Origin of the sequence: Cupriavidus sp. H18C1 (assembly GCF_049311595.1) — a bacterium.
GTDB classification, from domain to species: domain Bacteria; phylum Pseudomonadota; class Gammaproteobacteria; order Burkholderiales; family Burkholderiaceae; genus Cupriavidus; species Cupriavidus cauae.
The window spans coordinates 2,267,197-2,284,700 of record NZ_CP186008.1; the positions used below are offsets into that span (position 1 = coordinate 2,267,197).

Genomic DNA, 17,504 nt, shown 5'->3' on the forward strand with positions numbered 1-17,504 from the left:
GCGATCGCAGCGTCACGGCGGAGGGACCGGATGTGGCAGGGGCTTGGCCTGCCGGGCGGCGGCGTCCCGCGTCCAATAAAAAACTAAACTTTTGTGCGTGCCCGCTATCATACTCGCGGACCCTTTGCGTTGCGCCGCGTGCGTGGCGCGAGGTCCCCCCGCTACTCCTCCCTGAGCGGGTACCCGCCTCGCGGCGGGAATATTCCCCCCCGTTGCTTGCAGCGGGGTTTTTTTTGCGCGCTCGCTTACGACGAGGTGCCGTCGCCGCCCGGCTTGCCGTCGGACTTGCCGGGAGGCGTGCTGTCCGGCGCGTCGTCGCCGGCGGCCTCCGGCGCTGCATCGTCCGTCGGCGATGCAGCTGCCGCCGGTGCATCGTCGGTCGCCGGCGCCGCGGCAGGCTGCGCTTCGGGCAGCCCCAGCCATCCGGCGATATGGCGCTGCGCCTCCTCGATGCCGCGGCGCTTCAGGCTCGAGAACAGCTGCGCGGTCAGCAAGGGCGGGTTTTCCAGCTGGGCCGCATAGTCGGCCAACACGCGGCGCGTCTCGCGCAGCGCCAGCGCGTTCTCGCTGCTGGTCAGCTTGTCGGCCTTGGTCAGCAGCACGTGGATCGGCTTGCCGGTGGGCAAGAACCACTCGACCATCTGGCAATCGAGATCGGTGAAGGGCCGGCGCGCATCCATCATGATCACCAGCCCGGCCAGCTGCTGCCGGGCCTGCACGTAGTCGCTCAGCAGCGATTGCCAGTGGTACTTGGCCGAACCGGACACCTGCGCGTAGCCGTAGCCCGGCAGGTCGACCAGGAAGGCCAGCGGATCGGGTGCCTTGACCGGCGCCACCGCGAAGAAATTGATGTGCTGCGTGCGGCCAGGGGTCTTCGACGAGAACGCCAGCCGCTTCTGGTTGCACAGCACGTTGATGGCGGTCGACTTGCCCGCATTGGACCGTCCGGCAAACGCGACCTCGGGCACGGCGGTGGCCGGCAGGTCGCGCAGATGGTTGACGGTGGTGAAGAAGCGGGCCTGGTGTAGGAGAGACATGAGGGAGAGGCAGGGTCGGGGAGGCCCGCGCGGGAGTGCGCCAAGCGTCTATCCGAGAAGCGATTTATTGTACAATACCGCGGTTAACGGCCTCCCGGCCGGGTGGCGTTCGACGTTCTTTTGGCCTTGTTGGCGGCCGGCATGACCTGATATTGCCGGCCGGCAGTGGTCTGCCAACGGGTCTGTCCCGTCTTTTCGCCCCAATGCGCGTCCTCACCGCAGGCCGGAGGCTGACCGGCACGCGATAGCGAATTCAAAACAATTCAGACAAGGTGTGCGAATGAATGGCATTGCGAAACTTGTGGCTGTCGTAGCACTGGCCTTGCCGGCAACGGCCTTCACGGGTCTGGCCTCGGCCGCCGAGCAAGCCGCCGTCAAGGCGGACCCGGCCAAGGGCGAGACCCTCTACACGCAGGGCGCGCCGGATCGCAATGTTCCCGCCTGTCTGAGCTGCCACGGCGCCAACGGTAACAGCGGCGCCGCGGTCAATCCGAAGCTGGCCGCGCAGCATCCCGAATACAGCGACAAGCAGCTGGCCGACTTCAAGGCCAAGGTGCGCAACAACCCGATCATGACGCCGATCGCCTCGCAGCTGACCGCCCAGGAAATGCGCGACGTCGGCGCCTACCTGGCCCGCCAGACGCTCAAGCCCGCCAGCGCGAAGAACAAGGGACACGATCGAACTGGGCCAGAAGATCTACCGCGCCGGCATCGCCAACAAGGGCGTGCCCGCCTGCGCGGCCTGCCACGGCCCGGCCGGCGCCGGCATCCCGGCGCAGTATCCGCGCATCGGCGGCCAGTTCTCCGAGTACACCGAGGCCCAGCTGGTGGCCTTCCGCCAGGGCGGCCGCAAGAACAACGCGGTGATGACCGAGGTCGCGGCGCGGATGTCCGATGCCGAGATCAAGGCGGTGGCGGACTACGTCGCCGGCCTGCGCTAAGCTCACCGGTAGCCCCGGGCCGGCCGGCCCTCGCCGGCGCGGCGCGGGGGCGCAACCAACCGGACCGGCGATAATCGAAGAGGGTGGCCCGCGTCAGCGCGCCTCCCCTCTTTGTCTTTGCGCCCAGCGCCTCCTGCCTTTCCTGCCATGCCGACCGCTTCCACTTCGGGCCTGCGCCTGAAGACCCCCCACCGCCTGCTGCGCGACACCGTCGAGCTGGTCTCGTCGATGCGCTTTGCGATCGCGCTGCTGTCGGTGATCTCGATCGCCAGCGTGATCGGCACCGTGCTCAAGCAGAACGAGCCGTACGCCAACTACGTGAACCAGTTCGGGCCGTTCTGGGCCGAGCTGTTCCACGCGCTGTCGCTGCAGAAGGTCTACGGCTCGTGGTGGTTCCTGCTGATCCTGGCCTTCCTGGTGGTCTCCACCTCGCTGTGCCTGGTCCGCAATGCGCCGAAGATGGTGGCCGACATGCGCTCGTGGAAGGACCATGTGCGCGAGCGCAGCTTGCGCGCCTTCCATCACCGCGTCGAGTTCGATGCCGGGCCGCCGCGCGCCGGCGCGGTGCAGCGCCTGGGCGCGCTGCTGGCCAACCGTGGCTATCGCGTGCGCCAGGTCGAGCACGACGGCGCCACGCTGCTGGCGGCCAAGGCCGGCGCGGCCAACAAGCTCGGCTATATCCTCGCGCACGCGGCGATCGTGGTGATCTGCATCGGCGGCCTGCTCGATGGCGACATGCTGATCCGCGCGCAGATGTGGTTCGGCGGCAAGACGCCGATCCGCGGCAACGCGGTGATCAACGAGATTCCGCCGCAGCATCGGCTCTCCAGCAGCAACCCGGGCTTTCGCGGCAACGCCTTCGTGCCCGAGGGCGCCACCGTGTCGACCGCGATCCTGAACGTCGCCGACGGCGCGCTGGTGCAGGACCTGCCGTTCACGCTGACCCTGAAGAAATTCATCATCGAGCATTACTCGACCGGCATGCCCAAGCTGTTCGCCTCCGACGTGGTCGTCACGGACCGCGCCACCGGCGAGCAGACCGCCGCCACCATCAAGGTCAACGAGCCGCTGATCGTCGACGGCATCGCAATCTACCAGTCCAGCTTCGAGGACGGCGGCTCGCGGCTCAAGTTCGTCGGCTATCCGATGCAGGGCAGCTCGGCGAAGTCCTTCGCGTTCGCGGGCACGGTCGGCAACAGCGCGCCGCTGAAGGGCACCGGCAGCGCGGTGGATGCGCAGGGGCTGGCGGTCGAGTTCAGCGACTTCCGGCTGATGAACATCGAGAACGTCACCGATGCCTCGGGCAAGGCCGATGCGCGTGGCGTGGCGACGCGCCCGCTGAACGAACGCATCGAGGCGCGCCTGGGCGCGGCCGCCAATCCCGAGCGCGAGAAGCAGCTGCGCAATGTCGGCCCGTCGGTGCAGTACAAGCTGCGTGACCGCAACGGCCAGGCGCGCGAATTCCACAACTACATGGTGCCGGTCCAGCTCGACGGCCAGTCGGTGTTCCTCGCCGGCACGCGCGATGCGCCGAACGAGCCGTTCCGCTATCTGCGCATTCCGGCCGACGAGCAGGGCAGCGTGGCCGACTGGATGCGGCTGCGCGCGGCGCTGCAGGACAGCGCGCTGCGCGGCGAGGCCGCGCGCCGTTTCGCGCTGGCCTCGATGCCGGGCGACGACAAGGGCGAGGTGCGGGCGCAGTTGGCCGAGAGCGCGCGCCGTGCGCTGGACCTGTTCGCCGGCGCGGCGCGGCACGATGCCGATGCGCCGCCGGGCGGCTTCGCCGCGATCGCGGCCTTCCTCGAGCGCTCGGTGCCGCAGGCCGAGCAGCAGAAGGCGGCCGACGTGCTGCTCAAGATCCTGAACGGCTCGATGTGGGAGCTGTGGCAGCTCGCGCGCGAACGCGCCGACCTGCCGGTGGTCGCCAACAGCGCGCAGAGCGGCGCCTTCCTGCAGCAGGCGATCAACGCGCTGTCGGACAGTTTCTTCTACGTCGCGCCGGTATTCCTGCAGCTGGACGACTTCCAGGAGGTCAAGGCCAGCGTGTTCCAGATGACCCGTGCGCCTGGCAAGAACATCGTGTATCTTGGCTGCCTGCTGCTGGTGCTGGGCGTGTTCGCGATGCTCTATATCCGCGAGCGCCGCGTGTGGGTCTGGGTGAAGGACGCGCAGCCGAATGCGGCTCCGGATTCCGCTCCGGATTCCGCGCCGAATGATGGCGCCCCACGCGTCGCCGGCAGCCACGTGCTGATGGCAATGTCGACCCAGCGGCGCACCCTGGACTTCGAGAAGGAATTCGCCGCGCTGCGCGAGGACGTGCAGCGTGCCGCGGCGGCAGCGCAGGACGCGCCGCCCACGGCGCCGGCGACACGGTAGGGATTTCGTCATGTCTTCCAATTCTTCCAAGCTGCACGCCCCCGCCAACCCCACGGCGAACCAGGGCCACGCCCCGTCGGCAGCGGACACCTCGTATCTGGAGCCCTCGTTCCTGCGCCGGCTGTCGTGGCTGGACTGGCTCTACGCGCTGCTGCTGGTGGTCGGCGCCGGCGTCGGCCTGTCGCGCTACGGCCAGTGGATGGACGGCTACGACAAGGCGGTGCTGATCGGCGCGGTGCCGACCTTCGCGCTGCTGGGCTGGCACTGGAAGCCGGTGCGCGCGCTGATGGCGGGGCTGGCGGTGCTGGCGCTGCTCGCGGTGCAGCTCTACCACGGCGAACTGGCCCGCGCCGAGCAAGCCTTCCTGCTCAAGTACCTGCTGTCGAGCCAGTCGGCCATCCTGTGGATGTGCGCGCTGGTGTTTCTGTCGACGCTGTTCTACTGGGGCGGCCTGCTGGCGCGCTCGCAGACCGGCTACGGCATCGGCCACAAGCTGGCCTGGGCGGCGGTGGTGCTGGGCTTTACCGGCATGCTGGTGCGCTGGTACGAGTCCTACCTGATCGGCCCCGATATCGGCCATATCCCGGTGTCGAACCTGTACGAAGTGTTCGTGCTGTTCGTGCTGATCACCACGCTGTTCCACCTGTACTACGAGGGCCGCTACCGCACCGGCGCGCTGGGCCCGTTCGTGATGCTGGTGGTGTCGGCGGCCGTCGGCTTCCTGCTGTGGTACACGGTCAGCCGCGACGCGCACGAGATCCAGCCGCTGGTGCCGGCGCTGCAGAGCTGGTGGATGAAGATCCATGTGCCCGCCAATTTCATTGGCTACGGCACCTTCGCGCTGGCCGCCATGGTCGCGGTGGCCTACCTGCTGAAGCAACGCGGCATCCTGGCCGAGCGCCTGCCCGCGCTGGAGCTGCTCGACGACGTCATGTACAAGGCGATCGCGGTCGGCTTCGCCTTCTTCACCATCGCCACCATCCTCGGCGCGCTTTGGGCGGCCGAGGCCTGGGGCGGCTACTGGAGCTGGGACCCGAAGGAAACCTGGGCGCTGATCGTCTGGCTGAACTACGCCGCCTGGCTGCACATGCGGCTGATCAAGGGACTGCGCGGCGCGATGGCGGCCTGGTGGGCGCTGATCGGGCTGTTGATCACCACCTTCGCCTTCCTGGGCGTGAACATGTTCCTGTCGGGGCTGCACAGTTACGGCGAATTGTGATCTTTGTGATCTGAAGCGCGCTTTTGCGGCGTGGAAGCGAGGAAACCTGCCCTTTCGGGCAGGTTTTTTATTGGAAAGGGAATAAAGCGGCGCCTGAGGGTGTTTACTGGGAAACACGGCGCCGGTGGGCGGCGCCGACCTTTCCTGGAGACAGACATCATGGCCCTCTCGCGCCTTACCGCTTCCGGTCGTCCTGGCCTTCCCGTCGCCGCCGTTACCGCCGCCATCAGCGCCGCCATCCTGCTGACCGCCTGTTCCGGCATGGGCATGGGCTCGGGCAGCAGCAGTGCCAGCGCCAGCAGCTCGGCCAGCACCACCGGCAACATGCCGCCGACCGTCAAGGTCAGCAACGGCGTGCTGACCGATCCGCAAGGACTGACGCTGTACACCTTCGACCGCGATACCGCAGGCAGCGGCAAGAGCGTCTGCAACGGACAATGCGCGGTCAACTGGCCGCCGCTGCTGGCCCAGCCCGGCACCTCGGCCACCGGCCAGTACACGATCATCACGCGCGACGACGGCAGCCGCCAGTGGGCCTATCGCGGCAAGCCGCTGTACCGTTTCGCCAAGGACACCAAGCCAGGCGACCGCACCGGCGACAAGGTGATGAACGTCTGGCATATCGCCACGCCGTGAGGCGACGTAACGCGGCGACGTAACGCGCTGACGTAAGGCGGTGCCGTAACGCGGTGACGCAAGGCGGTGCCATCAGCCGTCGGCGAAGGGCGCCGCGGCCCGACGCACCAATAGCCGGCCGGCCGGTCCAAACTGTGCCGGCCCGGCGCGATCCGTGGGACCGTCCGGCGCGCCGGCGCTCCGCCAAGCAAGGAACGACGATGTGGATTCCCTCTCCGAAATGGCTGCGCGGCGACGACATTCCGTCCAGCGAGATCACGCCGCCCGAGGCCTTCGCCGCGCGCCGCCGCTGGCTGGCGATGGTCGCCGCCGGCGCGGCCGGCAGCACGCTGGCACCGTGGGCCGCGCGCCAGGCGCTGGCGCAGCAGCCGGGCCGCGGGCAGAAGCTGCCCGCCACGCCCAACCCCGCCTATGTGGTGACCGACAAGCGCACGCCCTACGAGGACGTCACCACCTACAACAATTTCTACGAGTTCGGCACCGACAAGTCCGACCCCGCGCGCAATGCGGGCACGCTGCGGCCGCGTCCGTGGCAGGTCAAGGTCGAAGGGCTGGTGCGGCAACCCAAAACGTATGACATCGACGGCCTGATGCGCATGGCCGCGATGGAGGAGCGCGTCTACCGGCTGCGCTGCGTCGAGGGCTGGTCGATGGTGATCCCGTGGGTCGGCTTTCCGCTGGCCGAACTGATCCGGCGCGCCGAGCCCTTGGGCAGCGCCAAGTACGTCGAGTTCGTGACGCTGGCAGACAAGAAGCAGATGCCGGGACTCGGCAGCCCGGTGCTCGACTGGCCGTATCGCGAGGGCCTGCGCCTGGACGAGGCCATGCATCCGCTGACGCTGCTGACCTTCGGCCTGTACGGCGAGGTGCTGCCGAACCAGAACGGCGCGCCGGTGCGCCTCGTGGTGCCGTGGAAGTACGGCTTCAAGAGCGCGAAGTCGATCGTCGCGATCCGCTTCGTCGACAAGCAGCCCGCCACCAGCTGGAACCTGGCCGCGCCGCAGGAGTACGGCTTCTATTCGAACGTCAATCCGGAAGTCGATCATCCGCGCTGGAGCCAGGCCACCGAGCGCCGCATCGGCGACGACAAGGGCGGCGGCTTCGCGGCGCTGTTCGCGCCCAAGCGCAAGACGCTGCCGTTCAACGGCTATGCGCAGCAGGTCGCCTCGCTGTACCAGGGCATGGATCTGCGCAAGTTCTTCTAGGACGCCAGCCCGCGTCTGCCCCACATCCGCCAACGTTCGCCTACGCCGCCGCATGCCTTCCACCGACACGACGCCTGCCGCGCCCCCGGGCGCGAGCCATACCGCCGCGCAGGCAGCGTCGCCGACAGGCGCCCGCCGTTCCGCCGCCACGCCCGGCACCTTGCCGCCGGCGCGGCTGCGCGCGCTGAAGGCGCTGATCTGGGTTCTGGCACTGCTGCCGTTCGCACGGCTCGTGTATATGGGCGCGACCGGCCAGTACGGCGCCAATCCGCTGGAGTTCGTCACGCGCTCCACCGGCACGTGGACGCTGGTGATGCTGTGCGCGACGCTGGCGGTGACGCCGCTGCGGCGCCTGAGCGGGTGGAACTGGCTGCTGCGGATCCGGCGGTTGCTCGGCCTGTTTGCCTTCTTCTACGGCACGCTGCACTTCATGCTGTGGCTCGGCGTGGACCGCGGCTTCGATCCGGCCTATATGGCCAAGGACGTGTTCAAGCGCCCGTTCATCACGATGGGGTTTGCGGCGTTCGTGCTGATGGTGCCGCTGGCCGCGACCTCGACGCATGCGATGGTGCGGCGGCTGGGCGGCCGGCGCTGGCAGGCCCTGCACCGCAGCATCTACGCGATCGCGGTGCTGGCGATCCTGCACTACTGGTGGCACAAGGCCGGCAAGAACGATTTCGGCGAGGTGTCGATCTACGCCGCCGTGGTGGCGGCGCTGCTCGGCGCGCGGCTGTGGTGGTGGTGGCGCGGGACGGCCCGCGCGGCTGGCACTGCTGCTGCTGCTGCTGCGCCGAGGGAGTCCTCGCCGCAGTAGCCGCGGCAGTCGTCGCGGCAGTCGTCGCGCGGCAGCCTTCGGCGCCTTAGCGCGGCAGCAGCTTCTCGTCGCGGAACAGATCCTCGACACGCTCGCGGGCGCGCACCAGATGCACCGCCTCGCCGTCGACCATCACCTCGGCCGCACGCGCACGGGTGTTGTAGTTCGAGCTCATCACGAAGCCATAGGCGCCGGCCGACATCACGGCCAGCAGATCGCCCGGCGCCACCGCCAGCGCGCGATCGCGGCCCAGCCAGTCGCCCGACTCGCACACCGGGCCGACCACGTCATAGGTCACGGCTTCGCCCGCATGCGGCACCACCGGCTCGATGCGGTGGAAGGCCTCGTACATTGCCGGGCGCGCCAGGTCGTTCATCGCCGCATCGACGATGCAGAAGTTCTTGGCCTCGCCGGGCTTGAGGAATTCGACGCGCGTCAGCAGCACGCCGGCATTGCCGACCAGCGAGCGTCCCGGCTCGAACAGGACCTCGCGATGGCCATGGCCGCGCTGCGCCACGCGTTCGAGCAGCGTGCGCGCGAAGCCGGTGATATCGGGCGGCGTCTCGTCGTCATAGGTGATGCCCAGCCCGCCGCCGACATCGATATGCGACAGCACGATGCCTTCGCGCTCAAGTGCCTCGACCACGTCGAGCACCTTGTCCAGCGCCTCCAGATAGGGCGAGACCTCGGTGATCTGCGAGCCGATATGGCAATCGATGCCGCTGATCTCCAGGTGCGGCAGCGCGGCGGCCGCGCGGTAGGTCGGCAGCACGTCGTCGAAGGCGATGCCGAACTTGTTGCCCTTGAGTCCGGTGGAGATATACGGATGGGTGCGGGCGTCGACGTCCGGATTGATCCGCAGCGACACGCGCGCGCGCTTGCCGACGCGGCCGGCGACCGCGTTCAGGCGGTCCAGCTCCGGAATCGATTCGACGTTGAAGCACAGCACGTCGTGCGCCAGCGCCAGTTCCATTTCGGCCTCGGACTTGCCGACGCCGGAGAACACGACCTTGCGCGGATCGGCACCCACCGCCAGCACGCGCTGCAGTTCGCCGCCGGAGACGATGTCGAAGCCCGCGCCGAGCTGCGCGAACACCTGCAGCACGGCCAGATTCGAATTGGCCTTCATCGCGTATTGCACGCGGGCGCGATGGCCGGCGCAGGCGGCGGCGTAGGCCTGGTAGGCGGCGGTCAGCGCCGCGCGCGAATAGACGTAGGTCGGCGTGCCGAACTGCTCCGCGATACGGGCGAGCGGCACCTGTTCGACGGCGAGGGCGCCGTCGCGGCGATGGAAAAATGCGGTCATGTTATCGAGCGGCAGGGGCGGCAGGGGCCGCAGGAGCGGACGCAGGCGCGAACGACGAAGGCGTGCGGGCCGGCGGCGTGCGCGCGGGCATCGGCGCGGCGTCCGGCTGCGACAGGCCGGGATCGGGGACGCTGGGCTGCACCGGCGCGGGCGGGCGTTGCGGCATCACCAGCGGGCCGCGAATGCCGCATCCGCCGAGCAGGGGCATCGCTAGGCCGGCGGCAAACGCCGCTACAATCGCAACACGACGCAACATCGGGTCGTCCTTGGAAACAGGGGTCGAACGGGAGGCGGACCGGAGCAGCCGGGGCCGGGCAACGGTGCCCGCGGGCACTCGGGTCGGCGCCCGGATCGGCCCGCAGAACAATGCATCAGCCCGGAACGGGTCCCGGCAGGGACCGGCCGCGGCTGGCGGTCTTGGAGTGTAGCATGTCCCTTTTGAGCGAAAGCGAGTTCCTGGCGCTGGCGACCGGCGAGCTGGATCGGCTGGAAAGCGCGATCGAGCAGGCCGCCGATGCGGCCGACGCCGATATCGAAATCAACCGCAGCGGCAATGTGATGGAGCTCGAGTTCGAGGACGGCTCGAAGATCATCATCAACAGCCAGGCGCCGATGCAGGAGCTGTGGGTCGCGGCGCGCGCCGGGGGCTTCCATTTCCGCCGCGACGGCGAGCGCTGGGTCGACACGCGCGAGGGCACCGAGCTGTACCAGGCGCTGTCGCGCTACCTGAGCCAGCAGGCGGGGACCACGCTGACGCTGGGCTGATTTTCGGCATAGCGGCGCATCGGCACAACCGCATAACCGCATACCCGCATACCTGCCCCCGTGGCAAGCAAAAAGGCCAGCCCATCACTGGCCTTTTCGTTGTGCGATCGCGCTTTTGCGAGGGCGTTGTGCGATCGCGTTGTGCCATCGGTCGGCCGCATCAGCCGCCGCCGAACATCTCCAGGATGCGGCGCTTCTCCTGCTCCAGATCGGCCGGCGATGGCGCGCCGGGATCGGGCGCCTTGCCCGGCCACGGATCGCCCAAGCCGACCGAGGCCACACCGGCGCCGCCGGCGTTCTCTTCCAGGGTCCAGTCGCCGGCCACCATCACCACGCCCTCCGGCGGCTGGCGATCCGGGCTCTCGGGCACGCCCTTGAGCATCTTCGACATGTAGCTGATCCAGATCGGCAGCGACAGGCCGCCGCCGGTCTCGCGCACGCCCAGGCTCTTGGGCTGGTCGTAGCCCATCCAGGCCACCGCCACCAGCTTCGGCGTATAGCCGGCGAACCAGGCATCGACCGCATCGTTGGTGGTACCGGTCTTGCCCGCCAGGTCGTTGCGACCCAGCCGCTGCTTGGCCGTGTAGGCCGTACCGGTGCGCACCACGTCGCGCAGCATGCTGTCGGCGATGAAGGCGGTGCGCGCATCGAGCACCCGTACCGCGTCCTCGCCGGCGCGCTGCGGCTTGGTCTCCGACAGCACGTTGCCGCGCGCGTCGACCACCCGCTGGATCAGGTACGGGTTGATGCGATAGCCGCCGTTGGCGAACACCGAATAGGCGCCCGCCATCTGCAGCGGCGTCACGCTGCCCGAGCCCAGCGCCATCGGCAGGTAGGCCGCATGCTTGTCGGCATCGAAGCCGAAGCGCGTGATGTACTCCTGCGCGTACTGCGTACCGATCGCGCGCAGGATCCGCACCGACACCAGGTTCTTCGACTTGGCCAGCGCGCGGCGCATCGTCATCGGACCTTCGAAGCGGCCGTCGTAGTTCTTCGGCTCCCACACCTGGCCGCCGGTATCGGGGCCGATCGTCAGCGGCGCGTCGTTGATCACGGTCGCCGGCGAAAAGCCCTTTTCCAGCGCGGCCGTATAGATGAAGGGCTTGAAGCTCGAACCCGGCTGGCGCCACGCCTGCGTGACGTGGTTGAACTTGTTGCGGTTGAAGTCGAAGCCGCCGACCATCGCGCGGATCTCGCCGTCCTCGGGGTTCAGCGAGATGAACGCCGCGGCCACCTCGGGCAGCTGCGCCACGGACCACGCGCCCTTGTCGTTCTGCACCACGCGGATGATCGCGCCGGGACGGATCTTGACCTTGGGCTGCGCATTGGCCGCCAGCGACGGCGCGATATAGCGCAGCGCCTGGCCTTCGATCACCACTTCCTCGCCGGACAGCAGCACCGCGCGCACCTGCTTGCTCGATGCCGCGGTGACCACCGCCGAGCGCATGTCGTCGCTGGCCGGATGCTCGACCAGCGCGTCGTCGATGGCCTGCTCGCGCTCGGCCGGGTCCGACGGCAGGTCGATGAAGGCCTCGGGCCCGCGATAGCCGTGCTTGCGCTCGTAGTTCATGATGCCGGCGCGCACCGCCTCGTAGGCCGCGTCCTGGTCGGCCTTGGTCAGCGTGGTGTACACCGTCAGGCCGCGCGTGTAGGTCTCCTCGCGGTATTGGGCGTACATCAGCTGGCGCACGATCTCGGCCACGTATTCGGCGTGGGTCGAGAACTCGTTGCCCTCGTTGCGGACCTTCAGCTCTTCGTGCACCGCCTCGTCGTACTGCTGCGGCGTGATATAGCCCAAGTCGCGCATGCGCTGCAGGATGTATTCCTGCCGCACCTTGGCGCGCTTGCGGTTGACCACCGGGTTGTAGGCCGACGGCGCCTTCGGCAGGCCGGCCAGCATCGCGGCCTCGGCGACGGTCACGTCCTTGATGGACTTGCCGAAGTAGACGCGCGCGGCGCTGGAGAAGCCGTAGGCGCGCTGGCCCAGATAGATCTGGTTCATGTACAGCTCGAGGATCTGATCCTTGCTCAGATTCGCCTCGATCTTGTACGCCAGCATCATCTCGTAGATCTTGCGGGTGTAGGTCTTCTCGCTGGACAGGAAGAAGTTGCGCGCCACCTGCATCGTGATCGTCGACGCGCCCTGCGACAGGCCGCCGCGCAGATTGGCCAGGCCCGCGCGCAGCACGCCGATGAAGTCGACGCCGCCATGCTCGTAGAAGCGGTCGTCCTCGATCGCCAGCACGGCTTTCTTCATCACGTCGGGGATCTCGGCGATCGGCACGAAGTTGCGCCGCTCCTCGCCGAATTCGCCGATCAGCACGTTGTCGGCGGTGTAGATGCGCAGCGGAATCTTCGGACGGTAGTCGGTCAGCGTATCGAGCGACGGCAGATTCGGCGCCGCCACCAGAAGCGCGTAGCCGAGCAGCAGGGCCACCGTGACGACACCCGCGGCCATCAGGCCCAGCGCCCAGTAGCTGGCGCGTATCCACAGCGGGCGGCGAGCCGGTTTAGCCGGCTTCTGTTGTGCAGTAGCCATTGGGTAATACCTAGTTGGAGGTGCCCGGATTATATCGCTCGCGTTCGCGGCTCCCGGGCGGGTAGTGCCGTGGCGGGCGCATCCATGCTGTTACAAGATGTAAGGCCGAAAAACCGTCGCCGCTCATCGTCGCCGCTCATATCAGTATGGGCGCCCGCGGCCCAAGCGCAATCGCGCCGTGACTTGCGAAAACCGGCCCGATGGGCATGGCGTCGCATTGCCGGTGCCGTGTCGGGCTGCCGAGAATCGGTCCATCGGCGCGCCATGCCGGCGGGCGCGCGGCATGCGAGCAGCATGCGTGCGCCATGTGTGGCGCGTGTGTGGCGCCTGTGTGTGGCATGTGTGCGGCATGTGTGTGACACGCGTGCGGCAGGCGCGGGGCCATGCAGGCAGCACGCATGGGGCATATGGGCAGCACGCGTGCGGCAGGCGCGCGTCGTCGATCGTGGCGCGGATCGGCGTGATGGGCGAGAGCGGGGGGCAGGCAAACGGGCAGGCAGGGCGGCGGGATGTCGGACAGGCGGTCAGCAGTGGAAGCGCCGGTTAGAGCCGCGATCGCGCCGCCGAGTTCAACGCCGTGCCGGATCGACGACGGGAGGGGCATCGTGCGGGGGGCGGGGAATCTGGCGTGGGGGGATGGCATCGCGCGGCGGATCTGGCACGGCGTCTGGCGCCGCGCTGGATTCGGCATCTGGCGCCGCAACTTGCGCGGCGTCCTGCGCGGCATCTTGTGCGGCATCTCGGGCGACGTCTGGCACGACGTCTGGCTCGACCTCTGGCGCGGCTGGCCGGCTCGCTTCGGCCGGGGTGGCGCACCGCCGCGGGCGTGGCGGGGGGCCGCCGTGCTGGTCGGTGGCTATGTGCTCGATCGCCGGATCGCGGCCGTCGAGGGGGGAGAACCGCGCACTGGCGGAGCGGGCGCGCCAGTGGGAAGTGCCGGCGCGCGAGGCGGCACGGCTGCGGCAGGAGATTGCCGCGGTCAGCCGGCGCGGCAGCGTGCTGGATGCGCTGCTGCACGACCGAGTCCGGCCCGCGCAATTGCTGGATGCCCTGTCCCGCCACGTGCCGCGCGGCGTCCATCTGCGCAGCGTCAGCCGGCAGGGCGACACGGTGACGATCGAGGGCGCGGCGCGCCATCACGAGCGCGTGGCGGCCTTGGTGCGCGCGTTCGAGCCGTTGCCGTGGCTCGCGCGTGCCGAACTGATCGAGTCGCGCTCGACATCTACGGGGGGTGGGCACGGGCGGCGATCCCGCGGCGGCATTCGCGTTCTCGGTGCGGCTGGTCTACCGGCCTGTCGACACGGCGGGCGCGGCGGCCACGGCGGCTACGGCAAGCACGGCAAGCCGAGCAAGCACAGCAAGCACAGAAAGCACGGAAAGCATGGAAAGCACGGCAAGCATGGCAAGCACGGCGGGCGCGGGGCGCGCGGTTGGCACGGCGGGCATGGGGCGCGCGGGCGGCACTGGGCGCACGGGCGGAGCACCAACCCCAACATCGCCACCGCCGGACGGGAGCCCACATGGCGCCGGATGACGAAGACGAGATCCCGGCCGCCTCGGCGTCGTGGCTCGGCCAATGGGCCGAACGCGATCCGGGAGCGCCGCGCGGGTTTGCCGTCTGGCCTCCGCTGTGGCCCATTCTCGTCGCCTGCGCGGTGCTGGTGGCCGGCTGGCAATGGCATTGGCGCGACAAGCTGGACCTGTTGAACAGCCGGCAGGCCGAGCAGGCGGCGCTGCGCGAGTCCGCCGGACGGCAGGCGGCCGACGCGGCCAGCGTCGAGCCGATGCGGCGGCGCCTGGCCGAACTGACGCAGGCGCTGGCGATGCGGGAGCGCCATCTGCCCGACCATGGCGGCATCGACGATCTGCTGGTCGCGCTCAGCGCGCTCGCGACCGCGCGCGAGCTGCGGATCGCGCTGTTCCAGCCGCAGGCGGCGGAGGTAGGCAACGAATTTGGCCGAATTCCGCTGCGGCTGCGCGTCGACGGGGACTATCGAGAGATCGCGGCCTGGCTGGCCGACATCGCGGCGTTGCCGCGGCTGGTGACGCTGCAGTCCATGCAGTTGGCCGCCGGCAAGGGAAGGCAGGGAGAGCAGGGAGGGGCAAAGACGGCAGGGGCGGCAAGGACGGCAAGGACGGCAAGGACGGCAAGGACGGCAAGGACGACGGCGCGCTGACGATGGAGGCCGTCGCGCTGGCCTACCGCGCGCTGGACGCTGGAGAACGCGCCGCGCAGCAGCGGGCGGCGCGTTCCTCGCGCGGCAAAGCCGGAAGCCAGCCTTCGCCGCCGACGGCATGGACGCCCGCACCGCTGGATCTTGCGCTTCGCCTGCCGTTGCTCGACGGCCGCCGTGCCGGCGACACCGACCCGCCGGCAGCCGACCCCTTTGCCTACGCCCGGCTGGTCGCACCGGTGTTCGCGCCGCCGGACGATGCGCTCGCGGCGCGGCTGCGGGAGCCGCTCGAGGCGTATGCCCTGGAGCAGATTCGCATGGTCGGCAGCCTGCACAGCGCGGGCCGCGCCTACGGTGTGGTGCGCGTGGATGGTGCCGATGGCATGGTGGCGGCGCTGCAGGTCGGCCAGCGTCTGGGCCGCCGCGATGGCGTCGTGGTGCGCATCGGCCGGGACGAAATCGTACTGCGCGAGCGCGTCTGGAACGGAGAGGATCGATGGATCGAGACGACGGCCCGCCTGGCGCTGGATGCGCCGGCATGACGGGGCGCATCCAGCGGCGCCGCGCGTCGTGGACGCTGGCGTTCGCGCTCGCCCTCGCTGTTCCGCTCGCCGTTCCGCTGCGCGTGCTCGGCGCGCCCGCGCCCGGGCGCGCCACGGCTGCGCCCACCTCCACGCCGACGCCGGCGTCCACGTCCACGTCCACGCCCACGTCCACGCCCACGCCCACGCCCACGCCAACCACGCCAACCACGCCAACCACGCCAACCACGCCAACCACGCCAACCACGCCAACCACGCCAACCACGCCAACCACGCCAACCGCGCCCACCACGCCCACCACGCATGCGCCCACCACGCATGCGCCCACCACGCCCGCGGTCCTCGCGTCGGCGCCCGGGGCCGCGGCGTCGCCGATGCGCGACCGCCTGTCCCTCAATTTCCAGCGCGTCGATATTCGCGCCCTGCTGCAGGTCTTCGCCGATTTCACCGACCTGAACGTGGTTGCCAGCGACAGCGTGCAGGGCAATCTGACACTGCGGCTCAAGGACGTGCCGTGGGAGCAGGCGCTGCGGATCGTGCTCGATGCCAAGGGGCTGGCGTCGCGGCGCGAAGGCAATGTGCTGTGGGTCGCGCCGCGCGCGGAGCTGGCCGCCCGGGACAGGCAGGAGCTCGAGGCGCGGCAGCAACTGGCGGATCTGGAGCCGGTCGGCAGCCAGGTGTTCCAGCTGAACTATCAGCGTGCCGACGATGTCCGCCGGCTGCTGCTCGGTAGCGGACCCGGCGCGCCCGTGGCGGGTCACGGCCCCTATGGCGGCTCGTACGGGCACGGCGCGCCCGCGGGCACATCGGCTGGCACATCGATCGGCACATCGAGCGGCGCATCGGCGGGGCGCCTGCTGTCCCGCCGCGGCAGCCTGACGGCGGATGCCCGTACCAACCAGCTGTTCGTCTCCGACCTGCCCGAGCGGCTGCAGCAGATCGCCGCCTTTCTGTCCCGCATCGACGTGCCGGTGCGGCAGGTCATCATCGAGGCCCGCATCGTCGAGGCCGACGACAAGTTCAGCCGCAATCTGGGCGTCAAGCTGGGCTTTGCCGCGCAATACGGCCGCGGCCGCGTCGCCGATACTCTGCCCGACGTGCTGCCGGGCGCGGCCGGCGAGCCCGGCCCCTTGCTGAGCCTGCCGGCCGGTGCGCTGCGTGGCGCCGATCCGGGCCATCTGGCGGTCAGCCTGTTCAACAGCGCGGCGAGCGGCTTCGTCGCGCTGGAGCTGTCCGCGCTGGAGGCCGACGGCAAGGGCAAGATCGTCTCGAGCCCGCGCGTGGTCACCACCAACAACATCAAGGCGCTGATCGAGCAGGGCACCGAGCTGCCCTATCAGGCGGCCACCTCCAGCGGCGCGACGTCGGTGCAGTTTCGCAAGGCCAATCTGAAGCTGGAGGTGACGCCGCAGATCACGCCCGAGGGCCAGGTGCTGCTCGACGTCGACGTCAGCAAGGACAGCGTCGGCGTGCAGACCACGCAGGGCTTCGCCATCGACACCAAGCACGTGCAGACCCAGGTGCTGCTCGAGAACGGCGGCACCGCGGTGATCGGCGGCATCTATACGCGCGCCGAGCGCGGCGATGCCGCCAGGGTGCCGCTGCTGGGCGATATCCCGCTGCTCGGCCGGCTGTTCGGCAGCCGCTCGGTCTGGCACGACCGTACCGAGTTGCTGGTCTTCCTGACCCCGCGCATCCTGCACGATGCCATCGCGCCGGCACGGGCCCATTCGCACGCCCCGCTCGGCGGGATGCAGTAGACTGAGGCCCGCAAATGCAGCGGCGGCGCCGGCATGCGGCAGGATCGGCCGATTTTCGCCGGGGGATTTGCCGTCGGAGCCTGCCACGCGCGTGCACGGGTCTTGCCCCGCCGGCCCCGACATAAGAAGATGATGCCGTTTCCAACCCGCGAGCCGCCTGCAGAGCGCCGATCGGCTCGCCGCGAATCCG

General features: G+C 69.4%; 11 protein-coding genes and 3 pseudogenes. 11 read left to right on the forward strand and 3 right to left on the reverse strand.

All coding sequences use genetic code 11. From position 1 onward, the window contains the following. Nucleotides 1–245 precede the first annotated feature (245 nt). Nucleotides 246–1,037, reverse strand: coding sequence for a ribosome biogenesis GTP-binding protein YihA/YsxC (yihA, locus tag OJJOAM_RS10555; protein ID WP_422647912.1), 792 nt, complete (start codon nucleotides 1,035–1,037; stop codon nucleotides 246–248). Between the two features lie 280 nt (nucleotides 1,038–1,317). On the opposite strand from yihA, the pseudogene OJJOAM_RS10560 reads away from it, so the two are divergent. The 6 genes and pseudogenes from OJJOAM_RS10560 to msrQ all read left to right on the forward strand — a co-directional run bounded on the left by OJJOAM_RS10560 (nucleotide 1,318) and on the right by msrQ (nucleotide 8,228). Continuing rightward, nucleotides 1,318–1,978, forward strand: a pseudogene (locus OJJOAM_RS10560) (c-type cytochrome). A gap of 147 nt (nucleotides 1,979–2,125) precedes the next feature. Next, nucleotides 2,126–4,354, forward strand: a complete 2,229-nt coding sequence (locus OJJOAM_RS10565; RefSeq protein WP_422647913.1) for a cytochrome c biogenesis protein ResB — start codon at nucleotides 2,126–2,128, stop codon at nucleotides 4,352–4,354. A 10-nt stretch (nucleotides 4,355–4,364) separates the two neighbouring features. Next, on the forward strand, nucleotides 4,365–5,573 hold the full coding sequence (gene ccsB / locus OJJOAM_RS10570) for a c-type cytochrome biogenesis protein CcsB (RefSeq protein WP_422647914.1): 1,209 nt from the start codon (nucleotides 4,365–4,367) through the stop codon (nucleotides 5,571–5,573). 159 nt (nucleotides 5,574–5,732) lie between these two features. Further along, nucleotides 5,733–6,209, forward strand: a complete 477-nt coding sequence (locus OJJOAM_RS10575) for a hypothetical protein (RefSeq protein ID WP_422647915.1) — start codon at nucleotides 5,733–5,735, stop codon at nucleotides 6,207–6,209. A 200-nt stretch (nucleotides 6,210–6,409) separates the two neighbouring features. Further along, nucleotides 6,410–7,414: a protein-methionine-sulfoxide reductase catalytic subunit MsrP gene (msrP, locus tag OJJOAM_RS10580; protein ID WP_422647916.1), complete on the forward strand. Its 1,005-nt coding sequence runs from the start codon at nucleotides 6,410–6,412 to the stop codon at nucleotides 7,412–7,414. 52 nt (nucleotides 7,415–7,466) lie between these two features. Continuing rightward, nucleotides 7,467–8,228 carry a protein-methionine-sulfoxide reductase heme-binding subunit MsrQ gene (msrQ, locus tag OJJOAM_RS10585; protein WP_422647917.1) on the forward strand — a complete coding sequence of 254 codons (762 nt, stop codon included), beginning with the start codon at nucleotides 7,467–7,469 and terminating at the stop codon, nucleotides 8,226–8,228. A 46-nt stretch (nucleotides 8,229–8,274) separates the two neighbouring features. Here the strand turns inward: msrQ and lysA are convergent, their stop codons facing one another. Continuing rightward, a complete protein-coding gene (gene lysA / locus OJJOAM_RS10590; RefSeq protein ID WP_422647918.1) occupies nucleotides 8,275–9,534 on the reverse strand; it encodes a diaminopimelate decarboxylase in 1,260 nt (419 codons plus the stop codon). A gap of 429 nt (nucleotides 9,535–9,963) precedes the next feature. On the opposite strand from lysA, the gene cyaY reads away from it, so the two are divergent. After that, complete coding sequence (gene cyaY, locus OJJOAM_RS10595; protein ID WP_265632938.1) at nucleotides 9,964–10,299, forward strand: iron donor protein CyaY; 336 nt, start codon at nucleotides 9,964–9,966, stop codon at nucleotides 10,297–10,299. Between the two features lie 160 nt (nucleotides 10,300–10,459). Here cyaY and OJJOAM_RS10600 read toward each other — a convergent pair whose 3' ends face one another. Beyond that, nucleotides 10,460–12,838 (reverse strand): penicillin-binding protein 1A, encoded by a 2,379-nt coding sequence (locus tag OJJOAM_RS10600; RefSeq protein ID WP_422647919.1) that lies wholly within the window; start codon nucleotides 12,836–12,838, stop codon nucleotides 10,460–10,462. Between the two features lie 858 nt (nucleotides 12,839–13,696). Here OJJOAM_RS10600 and OJJOAM_RS10605 point away from each other — a divergent pair. From OJJOAM_RS10605 to OJJOAM_RS10620, 4 genes and pseudogenes are all read left to right on the forward strand, one after another. Next, a pseudogene (locus OJJOAM_RS10605) lies at nucleotides 13,697–14,005 on the forward strand (PilN domain-containing protein); the annotation flags it as partial. 353 nt (nucleotides 14,006–14,358) lie between these two features. Continuing rightward, nucleotides 14,359–15,015 (forward strand): type 4a pilus biogenesis protein PilO, encoded by a 657-nt coding sequence (locus OJJOAM_RS10610; protein WP_422647920.1) that lies wholly within the window; start codon nucleotides 14,359–14,361, stop codon nucleotides 15,013–15,015. Nucleotides 15,016–15,017: 2 nt separating this feature from the next. Then, nucleotides 15,018–15,554, forward strand: coding sequence for a pilus assembly protein PilP (locus OJJOAM_RS10615; protein ID WP_422647921.1), 537 nt, complete (start codon nucleotides 15,018–15,020; stop codon nucleotides 15,552–15,554). 332 nt (nucleotides 15,555–15,886) lie between these two features. After that, nucleotides 15,887–17,314, forward strand: a pseudogene (locus OJJOAM_RS10620) (type IV pilus secretin PilQ); the annotation flags it as partial. Between the last annotated feature and the right edge of the window lie 190 nt (nucleotides 17,315–17,504).

Excerpts from the sequence above, each read along its gene's own strand:
- yihA (WP_422647912.1), bottom strand. The coding sequence starts at position 1,037 with ATGTCTCTCCTACACCAGGCCCGCTTCTTCACCACCGTCAACCATCTG.
- OJJOAM_RS10565 (WP_422647913.1), top strand. The coding sequence starts at position 2,126 with ATGCCGACCGCTTCCACTTCGGGCCTGCGCCTGAAGACCCCCCACCGC.
- ccsB (WP_422647914.1), top strand. The coding sequence starts at position 4,365 with ATGTCTTCCAATTCTTCCAAGCTGCACGCCCCCGCCAACCCCACGGCG.
- OJJOAM_RS10575 (WP_422647915.1), top strand. The coding sequence starts at position 5,733 with ATGGCCCTCTCGCGCCTTACCGCTTCCGGTCGTCCTGGCCTTCCCGTC.
- msrP (WP_422647916.1), top strand. The coding sequence starts at position 6,410 with ATGTGGATTCCCTCTCCGAAATGGCTGCGCGGCGACGACATTCCGTCC.
- msrQ (WP_422647917.1), top strand. The coding sequence starts at position 7,467 with ATGCCTTCCACCGACACGACGCCTGCCGCGCCCCCGGGCGCGAGCCAT.
- lysA (WP_422647918.1), bottom strand. The coding sequence starts at position 9,534 with ATGACCGCATTTTTCCATCGCCGCGACGGCGCCCTCGCCGTCGAACAG.
- cyaY (WP_265632938.1), top strand. The coding sequence starts at position 9,964 with ATGTCCCTTTTGAGCGAAAGCGAGTTCCTGGCGCTGGCGACCGGCGAG.
- OJJOAM_RS10600 (WP_422647919.1), bottom strand. The coding sequence starts at position 12,838 with ATGGCTACTGCACAACAGAAGCCGGCTAAACCGGCTCGCCGCCCGCTG.
- OJJOAM_RS10610 (WP_422647920.1), top strand. The coding sequence starts at position 14,359 with ATGGCGCCGGATGACGAAGACGAGATCCCGGCCGCCTCGGCGTCGTGG.
- OJJOAM_RS10615 (WP_422647921.1), top strand. The coding sequence starts at position 15,018 with ATGGAGGCCGTCGCGCTGGCCTACCGCGCGCTGGACGCTGGAGAACGC.